17 protein-coding genes and 1 pseudogene are annotated in these 21,167 nt (G+C 56.4%); 7 read left to right on the plus strand and 11 right to left on the minus strand.

Annotation, left to right across the window (positions count from 1 at the left end; genetic code table 11):
• Positions 1-96 precede the first annotated feature (96 nt).
• Complete coding sequence (locus LC093_RS01615) at positions 97-1,695, minus strand: isocitrate lyase (protein ID WP_226661320.1); 1,599 nt, start codon at positions 1,693-1,695, stop codon at positions 97-99.
• Between the two features lie 173 nt (positions 1,696-1,868).
• On the opposite strand from LC093_RS01615, the gene LC093_RS01620 reads away from it, so the two are divergent.
• From LC093_RS01620 to LC093_RS01640, 5 genes and pseudogenes are all read left to right on the plus strand, one after another.
• The gene (locus LC093_RS01620) at positions 1,869-2,804 is read left to right on the plus strand and encodes a LysR family transcriptional regulator (protein WP_226661322.1); all 936 of its coding nucleotides are present in this window, start codon (positions 1,869-1,871) and stop codon (positions 2,802-2,804) included.
• A 125-nt stretch (positions 2,805-2,929) separates the two neighbouring features.
• Positions 2,930-5,107: a malate synthase G gene (locus tag LC093_RS01625; RefSeq protein WP_226661324.1), complete on the plus strand. Its 2,178-nt coding sequence runs from the start codon at positions 2,930-2,932 to the stop codon at positions 5,105-5,107.
• A 111-nt stretch (positions 5,108-5,218) separates the two neighbouring features.
• Positions 5,219-5,537: pseudogene (locus tag LC093_RS01630) on the plus strand (heavy metal-binding domain-containing protein).
• An 89-nt stretch (positions 5,538-5,626) separates the two neighbouring features.
• Positions 5,627-6,406 carry a formate dehydrogenase accessory sulfurtransferase FdhD gene (gene fdhD / locus LC093_RS01635; protein WP_226661326.1) on the plus strand — a complete coding sequence of 260 codons (780 nt, stop codon included), beginning with the start codon at positions 5,627-5,629 and terminating at the stop codon, positions 6,404-6,406.
• Positions 6,407-6,417: 11 nt separating this feature from the next.
• The gene (locus LC093_RS01640) at positions 6,418-8,739 is read left to right on the plus strand and encodes an FdhF/YdeP family oxidoreductase (protein WP_226661328.1); all 2,322 of its coding nucleotides are present in this window, start codon (positions 6,418-6,420) and stop codon (positions 8,737-8,739) included.
• A gap of 176 nt (positions 8,740-8,915) precedes the next feature.
• Here the strand turns inward: LC093_RS01640 and LC093_RS01645 are convergent, their stop codons facing one another.
• Both LC093_RS01645 and LC093_RS01650 read right to left on the minus strand, forming a co-directional pair.
• Positions 8,916-10,301: a sensor histidine kinase gene (locus LC093_RS01645; protein WP_226661330.1), complete on the minus strand. Its 1,386-nt coding sequence runs from the start codon at positions 10,299-10,301 to the stop codon at positions 8,916-8,918.
• A complete protein-coding gene (locus tag LC093_RS01650; protein ID WP_226661331.1) occupies positions 10,298-10,966 on the minus strand; it encodes a response regulator transcription factor in 669 nt (222 codons plus the stop codon). Before LC093_RS01650 ends, LC093_RS01645 begins: the two co-directional genes overlap by 4 nt.
• Before the next feature lie 230 nt (positions 10,967-11,196).
• On the opposite strand from LC093_RS01650, the gene LC093_RS01655 reads away from it, so the two are divergent.
• Complete coding sequence (locus LC093_RS01655; protein WP_226661333.1) at positions 11,197-12,750, plus strand: SulP family inorganic anion transporter; 1,554 nt, start codon at positions 11,197-11,199, stop codon at positions 12,748-12,750.
• Positions 12,751-12,792: 42 nt separating this feature from the next.
• Here LC093_RS01655 and LC093_RS01660 read toward each other — a convergent pair whose 3' ends face one another.
• From LC093_RS01660 to LC093_RS01690, 7 genes are all read right to left on the minus strand, one after another.
• A complete protein-coding gene (locus tag LC093_RS01660) occupies positions 12,793-13,284 on the minus strand; it encodes a hypothetical protein (RefSeq protein ID WP_226661335.1) in 492 nt (163 codons plus the stop codon).
• The gene (locus LC093_RS01665) at positions 13,277-13,717 is read right to left on the minus strand and encodes a GNAT family N-acetyltransferase (RefSeq protein WP_226661336.1); all 441 of its coding nucleotides are present in this window, start codon (positions 13,715-13,717) and stop codon (positions 13,277-13,279) included. Before LC093_RS01665 ends, LC093_RS01660 begins: the two co-directional genes overlap by 8 nt.
• Positions 13,714-14,898: a JmjC domain-containing protein gene (locus LC093_RS01670; protein WP_226661338.1), complete on the minus strand. Its 1,185-nt coding sequence runs from the start codon at positions 14,896-14,898 to the stop codon at positions 13,714-13,716. Before LC093_RS01670 ends, LC093_RS01665 begins: the two co-directional genes overlap by 4 nt.
• 21 nt (positions 14,899-14,919) lie before the next feature.
• Positions 14,920-16,293: an adenylosuccinate lyase gene (gene purB, locus LC093_RS01675; RefSeq protein WP_226661340.1), complete on the minus strand. Its 1,374-nt coding sequence runs from the start codon at positions 16,291-16,293 to the stop codon at positions 14,920-14,922.
• A gap of 71 nt (positions 16,294-16,364) precedes the next feature.
• Positions 16,365-17,000 carry a high frequency lysogenization protein HflD gene (gene hflD, locus LC093_RS01680; RefSeq protein WP_226661343.1) on the minus strand — a complete coding sequence of 212 codons (636 nt, stop codon included), beginning with the start codon at positions 16,998-17,000 and terminating at the stop codon, positions 16,365-16,367.
• On the minus strand, positions 16,997-18,094 hold the full coding sequence (gene mnmA / locus LC093_RS01685) for a tRNA 2-thiouridine(34) synthase MnmA (protein ID WP_413231486.1): 1,098 nt from the start codon (positions 18,092-18,094) through the stop codon (positions 16,997-16,999). The genes hflD and mnmA overlap by 4 nt, the downstream gene beginning before the upstream one ends.
• Positions 18,095-18,394: 300 nt before the next feature.
• Positions 18,395-19,039 (minus strand): pseudouridine synthase, encoded by a 645-nt coding sequence (locus tag LC093_RS01690; RefSeq protein ID WP_226661347.1) that lies wholly within the window; start codon positions 19,037-19,039, stop codon positions 18,395-18,397.
• A gap of 196 nt (positions 19,040-19,235) precedes the next feature.
• Here LC093_RS01690 and icd point away from each other — a divergent pair, with 196 nt between their 5' ends.
• A complete protein-coding gene (gene icd, locus LC093_RS01695) occupies positions 19,236-20,486 on the plus strand; it encodes an NADP-dependent isocitrate dehydrogenase (protein ID WP_226661348.1) in 1,251 nt (416 codons plus the stop codon).
• 291 nt (positions 20,487-20,777) lie between these two features.
• Here the strand turns inward: icd and cspD are convergent, their stop codons facing one another.
• The gene (gene cspD, locus LC093_RS01700) at positions 20,778-21,071 is read right to left on the minus strand and encodes a cold shock domain-containing protein CspD (protein WP_319004897.1); all 294 of its coding nucleotides are present in this window, start codon (positions 21,069-21,071) and stop codon (positions 20,778-20,780) included.
• Between the last annotated feature and the right edge of the window lie 96 nt (positions 21,072-21,167).

Here is a 21,167-nt window from a genome sequence, read left to right on the forward strand (position 1 = left end):
CGACAATACAGGGGGAAAAAAATGGCCACAAAAAAGGGCCGCAATGCGGCCCGTCAAATGAGTGAAGCGATACTCAGGGATTTTTTTGCAGTTCGCTTAGCCGAACTGGTTCATGGTGTTGTCTTTACCAGCAGCTTTCAGCGCGGCTTCACCGGCGAAGTACTCTTTGTGGTCATCGCCCATGTCAGAGCCGGCCATGTTCTGGTGTTTCACACAGGCGATACCCTGGCGGATTTCCTTACGCTGTACGCCTTCCACGTAGCCCAGCATGCCTTTTTCACCGAAGTACTCTTTCGCCAGGTTGTCGGTAGACAGCGCCGCGGTGTGGTAAGTCGGCAGGGTGATCAGGTGGTGGAAGATGCCGGCTTCGCGGGCTGCATCGGCCTGGAAGGTACGGATTTTGTCGTCAGCCACCGCAGACAGTTCGGTGCTGTCGTATTCTGCGCTCATCAGGTTATCGCGATCGTAGGCGGAAACGTCTTTGCCTTCTTCTTTCCACGCGTCGAACACTTGCTGACGGAAGTTCAGGGTCCAGTTGAAGGACGGGCTGTTGTTGTACACCAGCTTGGCGTTCGGTACCTGCTTGCGGATCTCGTCCATCATGCCGGCGATCTGGCCGATATGAGGCTTCTCGGTTTCGATCCAGATCAGGTCGGCGCCGTTTTGCAGGGAAGTTACGCTGTCCAGTACGCAGCGTGCTTCACCGGTACCTTTGCGGAACTGGAACAGGTTGGAAGCCAGGCGCTTTGGACGCAGCAGTTTGCCTTCGCGGTTGATGATCACGTCGCCGTTGGCCAGGTCGCCCGCAGCCACTTCTTCGCAATCCAGGAAAGCATTGTACTGGTCGCCCAGGTCGCCCGGTGCATTGGTTACTGCGATCTGCTTGGTGAGGCCTGCACCCAGGGAGTCGGTACGTGCCACGATCACACCGTTGTCGACGCCCAGTTCCAGGAACGCGTAACGTACTGCGCGGATCTTGGCCAGGAAGTCTTCGTGGGGAACGGTTACTTTACCGTCCTGGTGACCGCACTGTTTCTCGTCGGAAACCTGGTTTTCAATCTGGATACAGCAGGCGCCGGCTTCAATCATTTTCTTGGCCAGCAGGTAAGTGGCTTCCGCGTTACCGAAACCGGCATCGATGTCGGCAATGATCGGTACAACATGGGTAACGTGATTGTCGATCTGGTCGATGACCGCTTTGGCGGCGGCTTCGTCACCGGCTTCGCGTGCCGCGTCCAGTGCGCGGAACAGGCCGCCCAGCTCGCGGGCATCGGCCTGGCGCAGGAAGGTGTACAGCTCTTCGATCAGGCCGGCAACCGCGGTCTTCTCATGCATGGACTGGTCGGGCAGGGGACCGAATTCGCTGCGCAGTGCGGCAACCATCCATCCGGACAGGTACAGGTAGCGGCGATCGGTCTTGCCTTCGAAATGTTTCTTGATGGAAATCATTTTCTGCTGGCCGATAAAGCCGTGCCAGCAACCCAGAGACTGGGTGTACTTGCTGGTGTCGCCGTCGTAGGCCTCCATATCTTTACGCATGATATCAGCGGTGTATTTCGCGATATCGAGGCCGTTCTGGAACTTGTTCTGCAGACGCATGCGGGCCACGGACTCCGGGTTGATGGCATCCCAGGAAGAGCCGTTGGCGTTACGGAGCTTGGCTGCTTTTTCGATTTCTTGTGCGTAAGTAGACATAGCCGTTTTTCCTCAAAAAGGTGACTGCAAGTAGGTTGTTCGTATCCTAGGAGTGCTGGCATAATTTGGCTAATTTATTGTCATTATTTCCGCTATCCAAATAGTGAATAAATGGCGTCAGCCCTTGGAAACCCTAGATAACACCTGCCGCGAAAGCAGGGTGAGAGCCGTCAATGAATTTGGAAAGAGCCGATCTCAACCTCCTCGTATACCTGGATGTCTTGCTGCGGGAACGCAACGTTACCCGTGCGGCGAACCAGCTGGGGCTTTCCCAGCCCGCAATGAGTAACGGGTTGAAACGCCTCCGGGAACTGTTTTCAGACCCGCTACTGGTGCGTACCCGGGAGGGCATGATGCCCACGGAGCGCGCCATTGAGCTTCAGCCCATGGTGCGCGAGGCCCTCGCGGCGATTGATCAGGTGATTCAGCCCAACCGCGAATTCGAGCCGGCCGAAGCGCGCCGTACCTTCCGTATCATGGCCAGTGACTACGCAGAATCCACACTGATTCCACCGCTGTTGAAACAGTTACGCGTATCCGCACCAGGCATCAGTTTAGACATCATGACGCCCAGTGATGTGAGTTTTGTGGACGTGGAGCAGGGCAAGGTGGACATGGTGATCAACCGCTTTGACAGCATGCCCCAGAGCTTCCATCAGGCAACGATATGGAGCGACGCCTTTTCCTGCGTTCTGCGCGCCGATAACCCCATCCTGGACGACTACAATCTCGACAGCTACCTGCAGGCGCAGCATATCTGGGTGAGCAAAACCGGTATGGGCGTGGGTGTGGGGGTTAACCCGGAGGACGTGCAGAGACTTGGCTGGGTGGATGAGGCGATCGCACGATTGGGGAAGAAGCGCGATATCTCGGTATTCACCCGCCACTATCAGGTGGCCATGCTGCTCGCGGAGCAAAGTGACCTCATTGTGACGGTACCCGCACGCATGGCCCAGCTCGCAAATGCCAACCCCCGGGTAGTACTGCGTGACCCGCCGCTTAATATTCCGCCGCTGGAGCTGAAAATGGCCTGGAGCCCACTGCTGCAGCAGAGTGCACCACACCGCTGGATGCGTCGATTGATCCTGGATGTGGGGCGCCAGCTATAACTATGGGCTGTGCGGACGGATAAATATTCAGTTTAAAAATAGTGAAGATAGCGGCTATAAATTAGCGATATGGCGGTTTGCTTGATTAGAATGCCGCAAAAACCACAAATACCGAGAGGTCAGACATGACGGAACGAGTCCGCATTGGCGGTTTACAGATTGCCGAAGAACTGCACAAACTGATCAGCGAGGATGTGATCCCCGGTACCGGTGTGAATGCCGACGTGTTCTGGGCTGAGCTGGAAAAGATCGTCAATGACCTGGCCCCGGTTAACCGCGCTTTACTGCAAAAGCGCGATGAAATTCAGGCAAAGCTGGATCAGTGGTATCTGGATAACTCTGACGGATTCCGCGACCTGGACGGCTACAAGGCATTCCTGTCAGAAATCGGCTACCTCGTTGATGAGCCGGCGGACTTTAGCGCAAGCACAGAGAATGTGGATGCGGAAATTGCCACCATGGCGGGGCCGCAGCTTGTAGTTCCTGTTATGAATGCCCGTTATGCGCTCAATGCCGCCAATGCGCGCTGGGGAAGCCTGTACGATGCCTTGTACGGCACCGACGTCATCAGTGAATCTGAAGGTGCCGAGAAAGCCGGCGCCTATAATCCGGTGCGCGGCGCGAAGGTAATCGCCTACGCTCGCGACTTCCTCGACCAGGCGGCGCCATTGAACGGTGTCAGCCACTCGGAAGTGTCTGCCTACCGCGTTAACGGTTCCTTGCTGGAAGTGGAACTGCGCAACGGCAAGGTCGCAACGCTGAATGACAGCCGTCAGTTCGTCGGATACCGCGGCGCGGTAGACGCACCGGACGCGATCTTACTGACCCATCACGGCCTGCATTTTGAAATTCAGATCGACCGCGAAAGCCCCATCGGTAAAACCGACCCTGCCGGTGTCAAGGATGTCCTGGTGGAGTCGGCATTGACCACGATCATGGATTGCGAGGACTCCGTCGCCGCGGTAGACGCCGGAGATAAGGCGCTCGTGTATCGCAACTGGCTCGGGTTGATGAAGGGGGATCTGCAGGAAACCATCGAAAAAGGCGGCAAGAAAATTGTTCGCACCCTGAATGCCGACCGAGAGTACACCGGTGTGGAAGGCGGCAAGGTAACCCTGCCCGGGCGCAGCCTGATGTTTGTCCGTAATGTCGGTCACCTGATGACCAACGATGCGATCATCGACAGCGACGGCAATGAAATTCCCGAAGGCATTCTCGACGGCATGGTGACCAGCCTGATTGCCATGCACGATCTGAACGGCAGCAGTTCTGTAAAAAATTCCCGCTCCGGCAGCGTCTATATCGTAAAACCCAAAATGCATGGCCCGGAAGAAGTGGCCTTTGCCAACACCCTGTTCAACCGTATCGAAGATGCGCTGGGGCTGGCGCGCAATACTGTAAAAATGGGGATTATGGACGAAGAGCGCCGCACTACGGTCAATCTCAAGGCGTGTATTGCGGCTGCGCGTGAACGCGTGGTGTTCATCAATACCGGTTTCCTCGATCGCACCGGCGATGAAATTCACACCTCCATGCTGGCAGGACCAATGATCCGCAAAGGCGACATGAAACAGTCCAAGTGGATTGCAGCCTATGAAGACTGGAATGTGGATACAGGTCTGGCGACCGGTCTCAAGGGTAAAGCGCAGATCGGTAAGGGCATGTGGCCTATTCCCGACCAGATGGCCGCCATGATGGAAGCCAAAATTGGTCATCCCAAGGCGGGTGCGAATACCGCCTGGGTTCCGTCGCCTACTGCGGCAACCCTGCATGCACTGCATTACCATAAGGTGGATGTTGCGGAAATCCAGGCCGAACTGGCCAAGCGCACCCCGGCGAGCCTGGATGACATCCTCACGGTACCGGTAGCGGATAGCCCGAATTGGAGCGCGGAAGAAATCCAGCGGGAGCTCGACAACAACGCGCAGGGCATCCTGGGCTATGTGGTGCGCTGGGTAGACCAGGGCGTGGGCTGTTCCAAAGTGCCGGATATCAATGATGTGGGCTTGATGGAAGACCGCGCGACACTGCGCATTTCCTCGCAGCATATTGCCAACTGGCTGAAGCAGGGGGTTTGCACCAGAGCCCAGGTCGAGGAAACCATGCGGCGCATGGCAGCAGTGGTGGATCGCCAGAATGCTGGTGATGCCAGTTATTCTGATATGGCGCCGGATTTTGACAACAGCATCGCGTTCCAGGCCGCTTGTGAGCTGGTGTTTGAAGGTTGCGCCCAGCCGAATGGCTACACAGAGCCGGTACTGCACCGTCGCCGCCGTGAGTTCAAGGCGCGGCAGAAGGGCTGATTGCCTGCTGCAATTAAACGCGTACCCCAAGATAAAGCCTCGCCACTGTGCGGGGCTTTATGTTTCTATAGCGCGTAAATCTGGCATGGATAATTGAAAAGGGAATTTCAAATGATCAAAACAACTACGCCAACCATTGAAGGGCGTCAGATAGAGGAATATCTGGGAATTGTTGTCGGCGAAGCTATTCTTGGTGCGAATATATTCAAGGATCTTTTCGGTGCCATTAGCGATATAGTCGGCGGCCGGTCCGGTGCTTATGAGCGGGAAATGGGGCGTGCGCGGGAAATTGCCTTCAAAGAGGTCGAGCATCAGGCGCGCGATGGGTGCAAACGCCATTGTAGGTATTGATCTCGATTACGAAGTCGTAGGTGAGAAGGGCGGCATGATGATGGTCAGTGTCAGTGGTACCGCGGTGAAAATTCGATAACGGAAGTAGTTTATCCTGTGATTTCGGTTGACCAGGGCGCAATGCCATTCCTTCACTATGAAGATGAATCGGCGCCCAGCAAATGTGCAGTGCGCAAAGATACACAGGCGCTTGCTGTGGAGTGCGCAGTCGCGCTGAGTTTCAACGGCCTGAATTACGCTGTAATGATGGCGACGCCGGAGAACCTTGAAGACTTTGCGGTTGGTTTCAGCCTGAGCGCCGGTATTGTTAGTGGGGCTGCGCAGATTCTGGACGTGGAAGTGACCACCGGTGATGAAGACAGCATGCTGGTTGATATCACACTCAATCAACGCGCCCTGCATGAATTGAAACAGTCACGGCGGAACCTTGCGGGTACCAGTGGCTGTGGGCTTTGTGGCATGGAGGCCCTGGAGCAGGCACTGGCGCCACTGGCCGTCGTATCCGGCCAGGACACTGCGGCACTGCCACCCGTATCACAGCTACAGGACCTGCGTGGCCGCTTTCAGCAGGCGCAACAGTATAGGAAGCGCCGGGGTGCCATGCACGCAGCGCTGTTTGTTGACGCGTGCGGCACCACAAAGCTTTGTCGGGAAGACATCGGCCGCCATAACGCACTGGATAAATTATTGGGAGCCTGCGTACGCAGTGGTTTCAATCTGGCCGAGGGTTTCGTGGCCCTGACCAGCCGTTGCAGTCTCGAGCTTGTACAGAAAGCTCTACGTCTCAAGGTGGGCACATTGATAAGCCTGTCTTCGCCTTCTGACATCAGTGTCCGCTGGGCGCAGAAATACCAGCTCAACCTGCTGCATCAACCGGCCCAAGGCCCTGCGCGTATTTACAGCCCGCTACCATTACTGAACCCATCTGAACTCAACCCCTCCAGATAACGAGATTTACCATGAAGACCCCGGTCGACCGTTTTCGCTTCCGCCCTTACCAGAAACCTGCCGCTGGCTGGGGCGCATTGCGTAGTGTCGCTCACGCGTGGCTGGACAGCCGTCAGCCGTTCAAGAACCTGCGTGCCATGTTACAGACCAACCAGCATGGCGGCTTCGACTGCCCCGGGTGCGCCTGGGGGGAGGCGCCGAAGGAAGGTCGTATCCGCTTCTGTGAAAATGGTGCCAAGGCGGTCAACTGGGAAGCCAGTGGGCGAGGGGTGGACGCCGACTTTTTTGCGAAACACCGTATCAGTGAACTGCTGGAGCACGACGATTACTGGCTCGAATACCAGGGGCGCCTCACGGAACCGATGTACTTCGATGGAAAGAGTGATCGCTACCAGCCCATTTCGTGGGATCGCGCCTACGAGATTATCGGTGGCCACCTGAAAGCGTTGGACTCACCGGACCAGGCCGCCTTCTATACATCCGGGCGTGCCAGTAATGAAGCCGCCTTTCTGTATCAGCTTTTCGCGCGTGCCTACGGTACCAACAACCTGCCGGATTGCTCGAATATGTGTCACGAGGCAAGCGGTGTCGCGCTGAAAGCCAGTATCGGTACCGGCAAAGGCACGGTTACCTATACGGATTTCGCGAGTGCTGAGGCAATTTTTGTCATTGGTCAAAACCCGGGCACAAACCATCCGCGGATGTTGGAGCCTCTTAGCGAAGCAGTGGAACGCGGTGCGCAAGTAGTGGTATTTAATCCCCTGCGGGAAAGGGGACTGGAGCGCTTCCAGGCGCCGCAGGATCCGGTGCAGATGATGACCAATGGTGAGACTGCACTGTGTACAGCGTTCTTTCGCCCCGCACTCGGTGGTGATATGGCGGTGATCCGGGGCATGGCGAAATTCGTGTTCCAGTGGCAACAGGAGGCGGAGAGGGACAACGTTGATGGCCCGCTGGATCAGGCATTTATCGACGAACACTGCACGGGCTTCGAAGCCTATCGTGAGCTCGTAGACCGCACGTCATGGGAAAGCATTCTTTCCCAGAGCGGACTGGAAAAATCCGAAATTGAGCGCGCGGCTCACATTTACTGCCGCAGCAATCGCACGATTGTCTGCTGGGCCATGGGCGTTACCCAGCATCGCCACTCGGTAGCAACGATTCAGGAAATCACTAATCTGCAGTTATTGCGGGGCCAAATCGGCATTCCCGGGGCAGGAGTCTGCCCGGTCCGCGGGCACAGTAATGTGCAGGGTGATCGCACCATGGGCATTGACGATAAACCGCCGGCGGCGTTGCTGGACGCCTTGGAGCGACGTTTTGAATTTGACTGCCCTCGGGAAGATGGCGTCAACGTAGTGCAGTCCATTGGTGCCATGCTCGATAAGAAAATTAAGGTATTTATCGCGCTAGGTGGCAATTTTGCCCAAGCTACACCGGATAGCGAGCGTACACATCAGGCCCTGCGCAATTGTGCGCTCACCGTACAGGTCAGTACCAAGCTGAACCGCAGCCACCTCATTACCGGTCAGGAAGCCTTGATCCTGCCTTGTCTCGGACGTACCGATATCGATCAGCAGGCGCGCGGCTCTCAGGCGGTAACCGTCGAGGACTCGTTCAGTATGGTGCACGCGTCCTACGGGCAGCTGAAGCCGCTCTCGAGTGAAATGCGTTCGGAGCCCGCCATCATCGCCGGCATGGCGCAGGCGACGCTCGGAAAGCAGCCAGTGGACTGGTTGTGGCTGATCGAAGACTACGCCCGGATCCGCGATCTCATTGCGGACGTCATTCCAGGCTTTGACGATTTCAACCTGCGCCTGTCCACGCCCGGTGGTTTTTATCTGCAAAACTCAGCCGGAAAACGGCAGTGGAAGACCAGCACTGAAAAAGCGAACTTCGCTGCCGAGCCATTGCCCGAGTTTTTGATCAGTGATGGTGTGCGCAGGAAAGGCCGCAAGCACGACCTGGTACTTCAAACCCTGCGCTCCCACGACCAGTACAATACAACCGTTTACAGCCTCAATGATCGTTACCGCGGCGTGCAGGGTGAACGCCATGTGGTATTTGCCAATCGCGAGGATATACATCGGTTGGGCTTTGAAGACCGGCAGCAGGTGGATATCGTCTCCCTCTGGGACGATGATCACGAGCGCCGGGTGTCGGGATTTACCCTGATCGCGTTCGATATTCCCCCCGGACAAGCCGCGGCGTACTACCCGGAAACGAATCCGCTGGTACCGCTGGAAAGTTACGGAATCGGCAGTTATACGCCGACCTCCAAGTTCATTGCGATCCGCCTGGAGCCCAGCACGGCACCGGCCAGGATTATTTGACCCTGCCCGGCGATCAAACGGGCGAGATCAGCGCGACAAGGATCGATGAAATCCGGTTTTGCGCGCTGAATAAGTGCTGCGAAGGGCAGGTTGGAAACGATCGCAGCTCCGAGAACCTTGTCAGATCGCTGGCGAAGTTATCGAGTCCTGCTACATTGCAAGATAGCAAGAGCGGCTCACTCGAGAGGTGGAAAGCGGGTAACGAAGCAGGCGCCGGTGGTATCTTGTGCGTCTTCAAGACTGACCTTGGCGCTGTGGGCGAGGGCGATTTCGCGGACAATCGCCAGCCCCAAGCCGCAACCTTCCCCGATATTTTGAGGGCGGAAAAATCGCTCAAAAATCTGCGGCCAGTGCTCCCGCGGTATTCCGGCCCCGCTATCCTTGACGCTCAGTACAATTTCTTTGGTGGCACTGTCCTGCGTCAACTCTACCCACACAACTCCCCCCTCGCCCACGTACAGGATTGCGTTTTCAACCAGGTTCCACACCAATTCCCGCAGCAAGGTGTACTCGCCGAGCACTTCGTATTGTGCGCTGCCCAATTTAGGGTGAATGAGCACCTCGCGTTCTTGCGCAAGGTATTTGAGACCCGCGACGACCTCCTGAACCACGGTATTGAGTGGGACCACCTCGTTCCTTACACCGCGGCCCGAGGCGGCTTCTGCGCGGGCCAGTTTGAGTAGCTGACTGTTAACGTGAGACATCGCATCCGTGGTCTGGCATATGCGCTCGAGTGCCTCGTGAACCGAGTTGATATCGTTGTTGCGCAGGGCCAGCTGTGCCTGAAGTTTGATGCCCGCGAGCGGTGTTTTCAGTTGGTGGGAGATATTGCCAATAAACTGTTCGCGTGAGGTAAACGCCGTATCCAGACGTTGCAAAAGTCGATTGGTGTTGTCGACCAGAGTGTGGACTTCATGTGGCGCAGGCGGGGTGCTGATGGCCGTTAAATCACCGGGAGAGCGGTTCGCGAGCTCCTGGCTCAGTTTGCGCAGTGGGCGGATTCCCTGGGTAAGGGCGATAGCGATTAGCACGAGCGCCACGATGAACAAGGTAATTTTTGAAAACAGTACCTCCGCCATCAGCGTGCGCGCCAGTGGCGATCTTTTGTGTAGTGTCTCGGCAACACTCACGATCGCGGTGCTATCGGGAGAGTCAGGGTTGGCAAGAACGGTTACCGTTCTTGCCCAGTCACCATCGAGTTCGACATTGCTGAATACCGGACCCTTCCTGAGTGCTGCGATATCGGCAGCAACCCAGGGTTGCACCTGACCGCCGAGCACCTGGCCATCCGGCGTCGCCACTCGGAAATAGACCTGATCCAGCTCGTCCCACTCAAATACTTCGATCGCGGCTTTGTCGGCGTAAAACTTCAGTTCACCGTCATCGCGTCGCACTTCCTGCGCCAGCGAGTAGGCGGAGTCCAGTAGCCAGCGATCGAACACCTGGTTTGTGACATGCAGGCCGATGGCGTATGACACCAGCATCTCAATCAAAAACAGGAAAAAAAGCGAGATGCCGACCAGCATCAATAGCTGTGTGCGCAGACCGTAGCGTGTTTTCACGCCTGCTCCTCAAGCTGGTACCCGGCCCCCCGCAGGGTGCGAATGGCCACGCCGGAATCCGCCAGCCGCCGACGCAGCCGGTGTATATAGACCTCTACGGCGTTATCCCCCAGCTCTTCGCCGGGCCTGGTCAGTCGCTGTGCCAGCCGCGCCTTGGTCATAACCCGCGGTGCGGATATCGCCAGAGCCTCGAGGATTTCATATTCCCGGGCGGTCAGTTCCAGGCGCTGCCCCTTTAACGTCGCAGTGCGGTGAAACGGACTCACGGTCAGCTCACCGATGCTGACTTCGTCAGAGGACAGATCGTAGCTACGACGCAGCAGCGCTCTGACCCTGGCTTCGAGTTCCCTGAGGTCAAAAGGTTTTTCCAGAAAATCGTCGGCTCCCATATCCAGGGCCTGCACCTGCTGATCCATGCCGTCCCGGGCGGTAAGCACCAATACCGGGATACGGTGTTTACGACTCCGTAAGCGGCGCAGTACGTCGAGGCCGTCTATGTCCGGCAGGCCAAGATCCAGAATCATCAGATCCATCTCCTGGGCGAGCAACAGGCCATCGGCATGCTCTCCCAGCGCGGTGTGCACGACTGAATATTCAGCCTGCCGCAGAGCCTGCTGCAGACCCTCAGCCAGCAATGGGTCATCTTCAACCAAAAGTATATTCATGGTTCTCCAAACCGGTTCGCTGTGACGTTCAGCCGGGCAGAGATTACACGATGAGCGATCGATTTACCTGACTATTTGGACACGAAGCCGTCGCCGGTGGTGAAAGGTTGCTGAAAGTTAGCTTGTGTAATCTGCTCGTCCTTTTATGTGCGCCCGGGGACGTGGGCACGCATCTGCTGTTGTTTGCTGGTCTCCGCTGATCAGCAGTGGTTTTGCAGGAGTGAGTTGTAATGAATATGAAGGATCTTAAAAAAGATTTGCCCGCGAGTGTGGTAGTCTTTTTTGTTGCGCTACCACTTTGCTTGGGTGTAGCGCTCGCGTCAGGGGCGCCGCTTTTTTCCGGTTTGATTGCTGGCATTATCGGCGGTGTGGTGGTTGGTGCGATCAGCCGGTCACCCCTCGGGGTTTCCGGACCTGCTGCCGGTCTCGCCGTGATCGTTCTTACTGCGATCGAAACTCTCGGCGCATTTGAAACGTTCCTGTTGGCGGTGTTTCTAGGTGGTCTGATGCAGATACTGCTTGGCGTATTGCGTGCAGGCATCCTGGGATATTTCTTTCCGTCTTCGGTGATCAACGGCATGCTCACAGGCATCGGTCTGATCATTATTCTGAAGCAGATTCCCTACGCGTTCGGGGTAGGGGATGTCGAGTTTGCAGGCGGCGGTTTCGCTGCAACGATGACCGAATTCATCGCCAATATTCACCGTGGTGTGCTGATCATCTTCCTGATTTCGGTCGCATTGCTCATTGTCTGGGAAACGCCGATCGTCAAAAACAATCGTATCGCAAGCCGAATTCCTGGCCCCGTTCTGGCGGTAGCCTCTGCCGTGATGCTGCACCTGATGTTTGTTCCGTTTGATGTTTTGAGACTTTCTGAAGCGCAGCTGGTCAGCGTTCCGGTAGCTTCCGGTCTGGGAGAGTTTTTTGGTCAGTTTACGCTGCCTGATTTTTCCCAGCTCAATAACCCGGCGGTATGGACGGTTGCAGTAACCATTGCCGTTGTTGCCAGTCTTGAAACTCTGCTCAGCGTCGAAGCGATCGATAAAATGGATCCGCTCAAGCGCACGACGCCGACGAACCGCGAGCTGGTAGCTCAGGGCGTGGGTAACTCCCTGTCAGGCTTTATCGGTGGTTTGCCGGTAACCCAGGTAATTGTACGCAGCTCGGTCAACTTGCAGACCGGCGCGCGCTCCAAGGCATCCACCATTTTGCATGGTCTGCTGTTACTCGTGTGCGTGGCTACATTGCCCAGCTGGCTGAATATGATTCCTCTTGGTGTGTTGGCGGCGGTACTTATCCTCACTGGCTACAAACTCGCCAAGCCGGCCCTGTTCAGGAAAATGTGGGACAACGGTGCCGGGCAGTTCCTACCCTTTATGGTGACCGTGCTCGGCGTAGTGCTGACAGACTTGCTGACAGGGGTTGGCCTTGGCATGGCAGCGGCTGTTTTCGCCCTGTTGCGCCGGAACTATCTCAACTCACACTTCCTGCACAAAAAAGAGGACACCGAGGAAGACGACCGGCCCCGGATCAGCCTGCAACTGGCGGAAGAGGTTACCTTTTTGAATATGGGCGCCATCCGTAAAGAGCTCAGCGAAATACCGGATAATGCGCATGTGATTATCGACAAGCAGAACTGCGTATATATCAATCACGATGTTGCCGAAATCATTGATGACTTTATCGGTACAGCAAGTACGCGCGGTATTGATGTCGACGTGATTGAGCGCAGTGAAACTGCGGCGATTCGCGCGGCGCGGCAGGGGCTTCGGGTGGCGGCTTGAAGACTTGCCCGAGCGGGGCGCAAGCCCCGCGTTCACTGCAGGTTACAGCTGCAATTGACGCAGGTTTGGATCCTCGCAAGCGTGGATCCAGTCTCGGGAAAATTGATCGTCCAGTTTGCGTGCCCGCTGACGGTTGTATGGCTCGTAAACCCCGCGCCATTGTTCAGTATCCGTAACCAGCAGGATTTGTTGGTCGTCTCCCAGCGCATACTCTTGTGCGGTGAGTACATTATTTTCCTGCAGGCAGCGCAACTGGATGTAACTGCTGAGGCGCTGGATCAAGGGGATTAGCCGGTGGCTGCGCTGGTGCATGGACTGGGTATCCGTCACCAGAATTTCTACCCGGCTATACCGGCTGCGTCGGGCGAAGTCCGACAGGACCTGCACGGTATGGGGGTCGTGATAAATCGCATGTTCAAGCCGCTGCGATGCGATTCTAACGTGACGTTTGGCATTTTGAATTAACTGACGCAACGCCGTTGCACACCCTTCAGGGCCGGTAAAGGATTGCAGCTCGGTATCTGCTTCACGCATTTTCCGCAGCTTCCCCCAGCTTTTTCGTCATGCGCACATGGGGTATCCCGGCTTCCGCGAATACGTCTCCTTCCTTGGCAAAGCCTGCTTTCTCGTAGAAGGGTTCCGCCTGGCATTGCGCGTTGAGATAAACAGACTTCTGCCCCTCAGCCCGGGCAAACCCGCAGATAAACTTCAGAAGCTGCAGACCAGCGCCGTGTCCTCGGGCGCCTGCTAATACAGCCATCCGACCAATTTTCCCATCGCCTGTTATGCGACCTGTGCCTACCGGTTTGTCGTTAAGGAAAATCAGGAAATGTTGTGCGCTGGTTTCGTGCTCGTCCCACTCGATATCTGCAGGCACTTTCTGTTCTTCAATAAACACCTGTTCACGAATCCTGCGGATTGCTTCGTGATCTGCATTCCAGTCAGCCAGACGCACAAACAGGCTCATAGCTCTTCCTCGTCCTCTTCATCCCAGGCATCGAGGTCCGCGGGATTGATCAGGCTCCCTTGAGAAACCAGCTGATCGATCAGGCCGTTATGGGCCATCAGCTCGGGGTAGGGGTCAAGGTCGGAACTGGTAAGCTCACGGGTATCGCAGAAGACTTCCGCAAACAGCAGCGGGGCTGGGAAGGATTCCCCGTCGATAAACAGGGTTTCCGGATCGCGACAGAAGGCACAGCGGGAGCCGGGGTTGAGTACGAGAGCACCGTCTTCGGCCAGCAGATCGCGCCAGTTTTCTGCGCTGCCAGCGTCAAGTGCGATGGTATCCGGGTATTTGGCTTCCGTCATGATCGCGCCGAACCACTGGGCGACGTTTTGCGGTTGTTGCAGCCATTCGGCCAGCTGTCTCTGCACGCGGGCGACCGATGCGGGATCGATTTCTGACGGATTTTCCGGGAGGGTCAGATCGGGATCGGTGTAGCGCAGATGGTCCGGAAGCCCCATGGCGAGTTCCGAGGCCAGGTCTTCAAGCAGTGTGCGCGCGGACGGAGCGCGAAAGCCGATTGAAATGGTGGTGCATCCGCCCTCGGCTATGCCCCAGTGGCTATATTGTGGAGGCAGGTAGAGCATATCACCCGGCTCCAGCAGCCAACTGTTATCCGCATCAAAATGTTGCAGGATGTTGAGCTTGGTACCTTCCACGCGCGGACTGCTGGCATCGGCCTTGCCGCCCTGATGCCAGCGACGCTTGCCCTCTGCCTGCAGCAGAAAGACGTCATAAAAGTCGTAGTGCGGGCCGACCGACCCCTGATCAGCGGCATAGCTGATCATAATGTCGTCGAGGCGCCAGGACGGGATGAACCGGAACTTGTCTTTTAGTTCCGCTACTTCAGGAACCCACTGGTCCACCGCTTGAACCAGCAATGTCCAGTGGCTTTTCGGAAGGGAGAAAAAATCTTCCTCCTTGAAGGGCCCGTTGCGTAGCTGCCAGGGCCCATCGATACCGTGCTCTTCAATCAGGCGTGATTCGATATGCTCTTCCAGTGCCATCCCCGCCAGTTCCTCCCCCGAAATCGGGGGAGTGAAGTCAGGGAAGGCCTGCCGGATCAGCAATGGTTTTTTCTGCCAGTAATCCCGCAGAAATTCCTCGACGCTGATATCGCCAAGATGAGTCAGGGCTTTAGTCACGGCATCGCCTCCAGGCAATGGTTAGATATTGTTTGCCTGTTGCACAGCGTTACCGATATAGCTGGCCGGGGTCATTTCACGCAGCGCCTGCTTGGCTTCTTCCGGCATTTTCAGCCCGTCGATGAACACCGCCAGGGTTTCCTTGGTAATGCCCTGGCCACGGGTCAGTGCCTTGAGTTTTTCGTAAGGCTCTTCAATGTTGTAGCGACGCATTACGGTCTGGATTGGTTCGGCGAGAACCTCCCACGCGTTGTTCAGGTCTTCTTCCAGGCGCGCACGGTTGATTTCAAGCTTGCTCAGACCTTTCAGGGTCGCCGCGTAAGCAATGACCGAGTAGCCCGCGCCGACACCCATATTGCGCAGCACGGTGGAGTCGGTCAGGTCGCGCTGCCAGCGTGAAACCGGCAGTTTGGCCGCCAGGTGCTGGAATACTGCGTTTGCGATGCCGAGGTTGCCTTCGGAGTTTTCGAAGTCGATCGGGTTGACTTTGTGCGGCATGGTGGAAGAGCCAACCTCGCCAGCTACCACTTTCTGCTTGAAGTAGCCGAGGGAGATGTAGCCCCAGATATCGCGGTCAAAATCGATCAGAATAGTATTGAAACGGGCGATTGCGTCGAACAGTTCAGCGATGTAGTCGTGCGGCTCAATTTGAGTGGTGTAGGGGTTCCAGCTCAGTCCCAGAGATGTAACAAACGCTTCCGCATTCGCCTGCCAGTCGACATCCGGATAGGCGGACAGGTGGGCATTGTAGTTACCGACGGCGCCATTGATTTTGCCGAGCAGTTCTACTTCGTGAATCTGCTTAACCTGGCGGCGCAGGCGTGCAACAACGTTCGCCAGCTCTTTGCCGACGGTGGTCGGGCTCGCAGTTTGTCCGTGGGTGCGGGACAGCATAGGCACGTCGGCGAATGTTTTGGCCAGCTCTGCCACTTCGCTGATGATCTGGTTCATTGCCGGCAGCAGTACCTGATCGCGACCAGCGCGCAGCATCAGAGCGTGCGACAGATTGTTGATATCTTCAGAGGTACAGGCGAAGTGTATGAATTCACTTACGGCTTCGAGTTGCGCATCGCCTTTGATTTTCTCTTTCAGGAAGTACTCAACCGCTTTTACGTCGTGGTTGGTGGTGCGCTCGATTTCCTTGATGCGCTCGGCGTCCTGAATGGAGAACTTGCTGACGATGTCGTCCAGAACCTGGTTGCTGTTACCAGTGAATGGCTGCACTTCACCGATCTTTTCATGACTGGCCAGCTGCTGCAGCCAGCGTACTTCCACTTCCACCCGCGCGCGGATCAGGCCGTACTCACTAAAAATATCCCGAAGGGCTGCAGTCTTGCCTTCATAGCGGCCATCAATGGGGGAAACCGCGGTCAGTGCGGATAGTTCGACAGTCATCATATCTCTCCGATATTGAATATCAGCCGCTTTTTACCCAGGTAATTTAGCGGCAGAAAAAACGAAATGGGTCAGTGTTCCAGGCTTTCGTACTTGGAAATCAGCGCGTCCATTGCGGCAATCAATTTCTTGCGCTGGAACAACAAATGAAGTCGTCGTCCGCCCAATTGTCGCCACAGGGTTGCTGATCGCACGCCGGCAAACAGCATGGTTCGGATTTGATTCGCGATACGCTGTTGCTGAAGGTAATTGAAATCCCCGAGCACCTGAATGCGAAAGCGGAAAGTGCTGAGGGTGTCGCCGTAAATACTGGCGAGGTTGGCATAGACGTTTTCGTGATCCAGGCCAAAGTGTTCGGTTTGGGTTTTGGCATTTTCCAGCCGACTGCCGATGATCGACAGCAATTCCGGCTTCTTCGCCAGCTGCCTCTGCAAGTAGAGGATCGAAAGCACATACCGCAGGCAGTCGGCGTATTCCGGGTGCTGGCGGGTTGCAATCAGCTGGCGTGCGCCGCGCAGTCCGGGCAGCACTTTTTCAACACCACCAAATACATCTTCGGTGGTTTCCGGGCTCTGTTGGAACAGGCTGTAGACGCCGGTTTCGAGCTGGTCTGCCGGTGCTGTGCCGGTTTTGGCCAGACGCTCCACCAGGATCGCCGCTTGGAAGACGCCAGCCAATGCCAGCGCCTGATCTTTCCAGTCGCTCAAGAGTGGCCCCCTGTTACTGAGTCAATCTGGCCGATGCCGGTTGCTTCATCAATGACCGCGCCACCAAGACAGATGTCGCCCTGATACAGCACCACCGATTGGCCCGGCGTTACGGCGCGCTGGGGCTGGTCAAAAGTGATCGTCAGGTTGCCGTCAGCGCCCACTGTGACGAGACAATCCTGGTCTTCCTGGCGGTAACGGGTCTTGGCTCCGGCGCGGAACTCCATGGCCGGCGGCTCACGGTTGATCCAGTGGGTTTGTGAGGCCCTGAGGCCGGTAGAATAGAGCAGGGGATGGTGCTTGCCTTGAGCCACCAGAAGGACATTGCGCTCCAGATCTTTACCCACTACATACCAGGGCGCATCGCCAGCGCCTTTTACACCGCCGATACCCAAGCCCTGCCGCTGGCCAATGGTGTGGTACATAAGGCCGCAGTGCTGCCCCATCACTTCACCTTCCGGGGTCTGCATTTCTCCGGGTTGCGCGGGTAAGTACTGCTCAAGAAAATCCTTGAAGCGACGTTCGCCGATAAAGCAGATACCGGTACTGTCTTTCTTAGCGTGGGTGATAAAGCCGTTTTCTTCTGCGATACGACGCACTTCCGGCTTTTCCAGCTCCCCAAGCGGGAACAGGGAACGTGCAAATTCCGCTTCGCCCACTGCATGGAGGAAGTAACTTTGATCCTTGTTGGCATCGAGGCCCTTCGCCAGATACGTGCGGCCATCAATATCTTTGCGGCGGGCATAGTGGCCGGTGGCAATGGCGTCCGCACCCAATACCTGGGCGTATTCAAGGAAGACTTTGAATTTGATTTCCCGGTTACACAGGATATCGGGATTGGGGGTACGGCCAGCTTTGTATTCGGACAAAAAATATTCGAATACATTGTCCCAGTATTCAGCAGCAAAGTTCGCTGTATGCAACTTGATCCCGAGGCGCGCGCAGACCGACTCTGCATCAGCCAGGTCCTGCTTTGCGGTGCAGTACTCTGTGCCGTCATCCTCGTCCCAGTTCTTCATGAACAACCCTTCCACCTGATAGCCCTGCTGCATCAGGAGCAGGGCGGCGACTGAAGAGTCGACACCGCCGGACATGCCGACAATCACGCGCCCGCCGGCAGGGATACCGGTACTGGCAAAATCAGGAAGGTTTGCAGGTGAATCTAGAGGCACAGAAGACTCCGCCATAAAGGATTGAGAGCAGTTTTCCACCGCAAGCGGGAAAATTGGGGGCGCATTTTACCCATGAATGCCTGTCGTGACCAACCTGCATCCATTCGGACGGTGATCGACAGGCCCCTAATACAGACTAGTTGGTTCGCCGCCGGAGCGTGAAAGGACGCGCCAGGACGTATCCAGGAGGTATTGTGAGGGAGTCTGCACCCGAATGATCGATTAACGGCCACCTCGTTGTGGCCGGCGTGACCCGGGTCGGCCGGTGCTTTTTTCTGGCCGGGTACGTCGCCGCCCATCGGCCACATGGGTACCGGGGGAGGGTGGATGTACCTCTTCGGAGCGCGATTCACCAGGCTGCAACCCATCAATATTCCACTGGCCGATGGCGGAACGAACAAGGCGAAGGGTGGGAAACCCGACGGCGGCAGTCATTCTCCGCACTTGCCGGTTGCGTCCTTCCTGGATGGTCAGTTCGAGCCAGGAAGTGGGTATGCTTTTCCGCTCTCGAATGGGCGGGTTTCGTGGCCAGAGCTGGGGCTCGCGGATCACGCGGGCCTTTGCCGGCGCAGTGATTCCATCTTTCAGGCGTACGCCGCTGCGGAGCTGGCGAAGCGCCTCTTCATCCATCTCACCCTCAACCTGCACCCAGTAGGTTTTTGGCAGCTTCTTGCGGGGGTGGGCGATGGCGTGCTGGAGTTGGCCATCGTCGGTCAGTAACAGCAGGCCCTCTGAATCAAAATCCAGCCGCCCGGCCGCATAGACCCCCGGCTCGCGCACATAGTCTGCCAGTGTCGGACGACCCTCCGGGTCGGTGAACTGACAAAGAACGCCGAAGGGTTTGTTGAGAAGAATCAGGCGACTCATAAGACTTAGTGGTGCTTTAGTTGTAATCAAACTACAAAATTCGACTGATACTGATATAATCGCGCCGATTTTTAGCCAGCCCCCGGAGTAACAAGGGGTCGGCAGTTCTTACCGGCCGCCGTATCAGCCGCGCATTATGCAGGTTTTTCGGGCTCTGGGCTGGTCAATTAATTATGTGTTACGGGAGTCATACCACATGGGTCACATCCAAGTGCCGGCCAACGGCGAAAAAGTGTCAGTAAACGCAGACGGTTCTCTGAATGTACCGAATCGCCCGATCATTCCTTTCATCGAAGGCGACGGCATCGGTGTGGACATCACCCCGGTAATGCGCAGCGTAATCGACGCCGCAGTCAGCAAAGCGTACAGCGACGAGAAAGCCATCGAGTGGATGGAAATCTACTGCGGCGAGAAAGCGGCTGAAACCTACAGCGGCGACTGGTTCCCGGCTGAAACCCTGGAAGCGATCAAAGATTACGTTGTAAGCATCAAAGGCCCGCTGACTACCCCGGTAGGCGGCGGCTTCCGCTCCCTGAACGTTGCCCTGCGCCAGGAGCTGGATCTGTACGTATGTCAGCGTCCAGTACGCTGGTTCAGCGGTGTACCTTCTCCGGTAAAAGAGCCGAACAAGGTAGACATGGTGATCTTCCGTGAAAACTCCGAAGACATCTACGCTGGCATCGAGTGGAAAGCCGGTACTGACGAAGCCAACAAGGTCGTCAAGTTCCTGCAAGAAGAAATGGGCGTTAAGAAAATCCGCTTCCCGCAAAACGTGGGTATCGGTGTTAAGCCGGTTTCCGAAGAGGGTACCAAGCGCCTGGTACGCAAAGCGCTGCAGTACACCATTGACCAGGATCGCGACTCCCTGACTCTGGTGCACAAAGGCAACATCATGAAGTTCACCGAAGGCGCCTTCGCTGACTGGGGTTACGAACTGGCTCGTGAAGAGTTCGGTGCGCAACCGATCGACGGCGGCCCCTGGTGCAGCTTCAAGAACCCGAACACCGGCAAAGAGATCGTTGTAAAAGACGTGATCGCCGACGCCATGCTGCAGCAGATCCTGCTGCGTCCGTCTGAGTACGACGTAATCGCCACCCTGAACCTGAACGGCGACTACCTGTCCGACGCACTGGCCGCGCAGGTTGGTGGTATCGGTATTGCTCCGGGTGCCAACCTGTCTGATGACGTTGCGCTGTTCGAAGCAACTCACGGCACTGCGCCGAAGTACGCCGGTCAGGACAAGGTAAACCCGGGCTCCCTGATCCTGTCTGCAGAGATGATGCTCCGCCACCTGGGCTGGAACGAAGCTGCAGATCTGGTTATCAAAGGCATGGAAGGTGCTATTGAAGCCAAGACCGTTACTTATGACTTCGAGCGCCTGATGGATGGTGCAGACCTGAAGTCCTGCTCCGAGTTCGGCAAGGAAGTCGTTAAGCACATGGCTTAATTCGACCTCAGGCCGAAAAAGCCCTGCCTCCGAAAGGAGGTGGGGCTTTTTATTGCCTGAAATTTATTATCCGAAAGGCGGGCAGCCCCAGAGCTGGATATCAAGCCGTCCACAGAGGGCTGAAATGGGGCCGAAAGAGGGGAATCGATGATTAGTGTAGGCACGGTCGTACCAAGTTGGACAGCGCTGTCAGCAGAAGCCGCGCGCGAACGCGTCCTCGATCAGAAGGGGAGCCCGGCTCTCACCGGGCTATGGGTGCTGGAAGCTTGAGCGTCGCGGCAAGCGAGGCGGTCAGTCCAGAACCTCTTCCGCTTCTTTGGCGTGCTCTTCTTGGTGAGTTTGAGCAGGGGAGGCCTGCACAGGCGCTTTGGGAGCGTCAGCGGTGGCAATGGTGATATTGGCAGCGTGATAGCCTTTATCGCCCTGAATGATGTCAAAATTGACCTGCTGACCCGCTTTCAAGGTGCGGTACCCCTCCATCTGAATTGCGGAATAGTGCGCAAACAGATCCTCTCCTCCCTCGTCCGCCAGAATAAATCCATATCCCTTGGCATTATTGAACCACTTAACGGTACCGGTAGGCATGGCGAAATCCCTCTAATTGCCGGGGCGACTGCTGGCCGCCTAGTAAGTTGTCTTATTTATTGTTATCGCGCCTCATGCGCTTCATTTATTGGTACA

Source organism: Microbulbifer aggregans, assembly GCF_020524005.1.
GTDB lineage: Bacteria > Pseudomonadota > Gammaproteobacteria > Pseudomonadales > Cellvibrionaceae > Microbulbifer > Microbulbifer aggregans_A.

Excerpts from the sequence above, each read along its gene's own strand:
- LC093_RS01615 (WP_226661320.1), bottom strand. The coding sequence starts at position 1,695 with ATGTCTACTTACGCACAAGAAATCGAAAAAGCAGCCAAGCTCCGTAAC.
- LC093_RS01620 (WP_226661322.1), top strand. The coding sequence starts at position 1,869 with ATGAATTTGGAAAGAGCCGATCTCAACCTCCTCGTATACCTGGATGTC.
- LC093_RS01625 (WP_226661324.1), top strand. The coding sequence starts at position 2,930 with ATGACGGAACGAGTCCGCATTGGCGGTTTACAGATTGCCGAAGAACTG.
- LC093_RS01640 (WP_226661328.1), top strand. The coding sequence starts at position 6,418 with ATGAAGACCCCGGTCGACCGTTTTCGCTTCCGCCCTTACCAGAAACCT.
- LC093_RS01650 (WP_226661331.1), bottom strand. The coding sequence starts at position 10,966 with ATGAATATACTTTTGGTTGAAGATGACCCATTGCTGGCTGAGGGTCTG.
- LC093_RS01655 (WP_226661333.1), top strand. The coding sequence starts at position 11,197 with ATGAATATGAAGGATCTTAAAAAAGATTTGCCCGCGAGTGTGGTAGTC.
- LC093_RS01660 (WP_226661335.1), bottom strand. The coding sequence starts at position 13,284 with ATGCGTGAAGCAGATACCGAGCTGCAATCCTTTACCGGCCCTGAAGGG.
- LC093_RS01665 (WP_226661336.1), bottom strand. The coding sequence starts at position 13,717 with ATGAGCCTGTTTGTGCGTCTGGCTGACTGGAATGCAGATCACGAAGCA.
- purB (WP_226661340.1), bottom strand. The coding sequence starts at position 16,293 with ATGACTGTCGAACTATCCGCACTGACCGCGGTTTCCCCCATTGATGGC.
- mnmA (WP_413231486.1), bottom strand. The coding sequence starts at position 18,094 with ATGTCCGGCGGTGTCGACTCTTCAGTCGCCGCCCTGCTCCTGATGCAG.
- LC093_RS01690 (WP_226661347.1), bottom strand. The coding sequence starts at position 19,039 with ATGAGTCGCCTGATTCTTCTCAACAAACCCTTCGGCGTTCTTTGTCAG.
- icd (WP_226661348.1), top strand. The coding sequence starts at position 19,236 with ATGGGTCACATCCAAGTGCCGGCCAACGGCGAAAAAGTGTCAGTAAAC.
- cspD (WP_319004897.1), bottom strand. The coding sequence starts at position 21,071 with ATGCCTACCGGTACCGTTAAGTGGTTCAATAATGCCAAGGGATATGGA.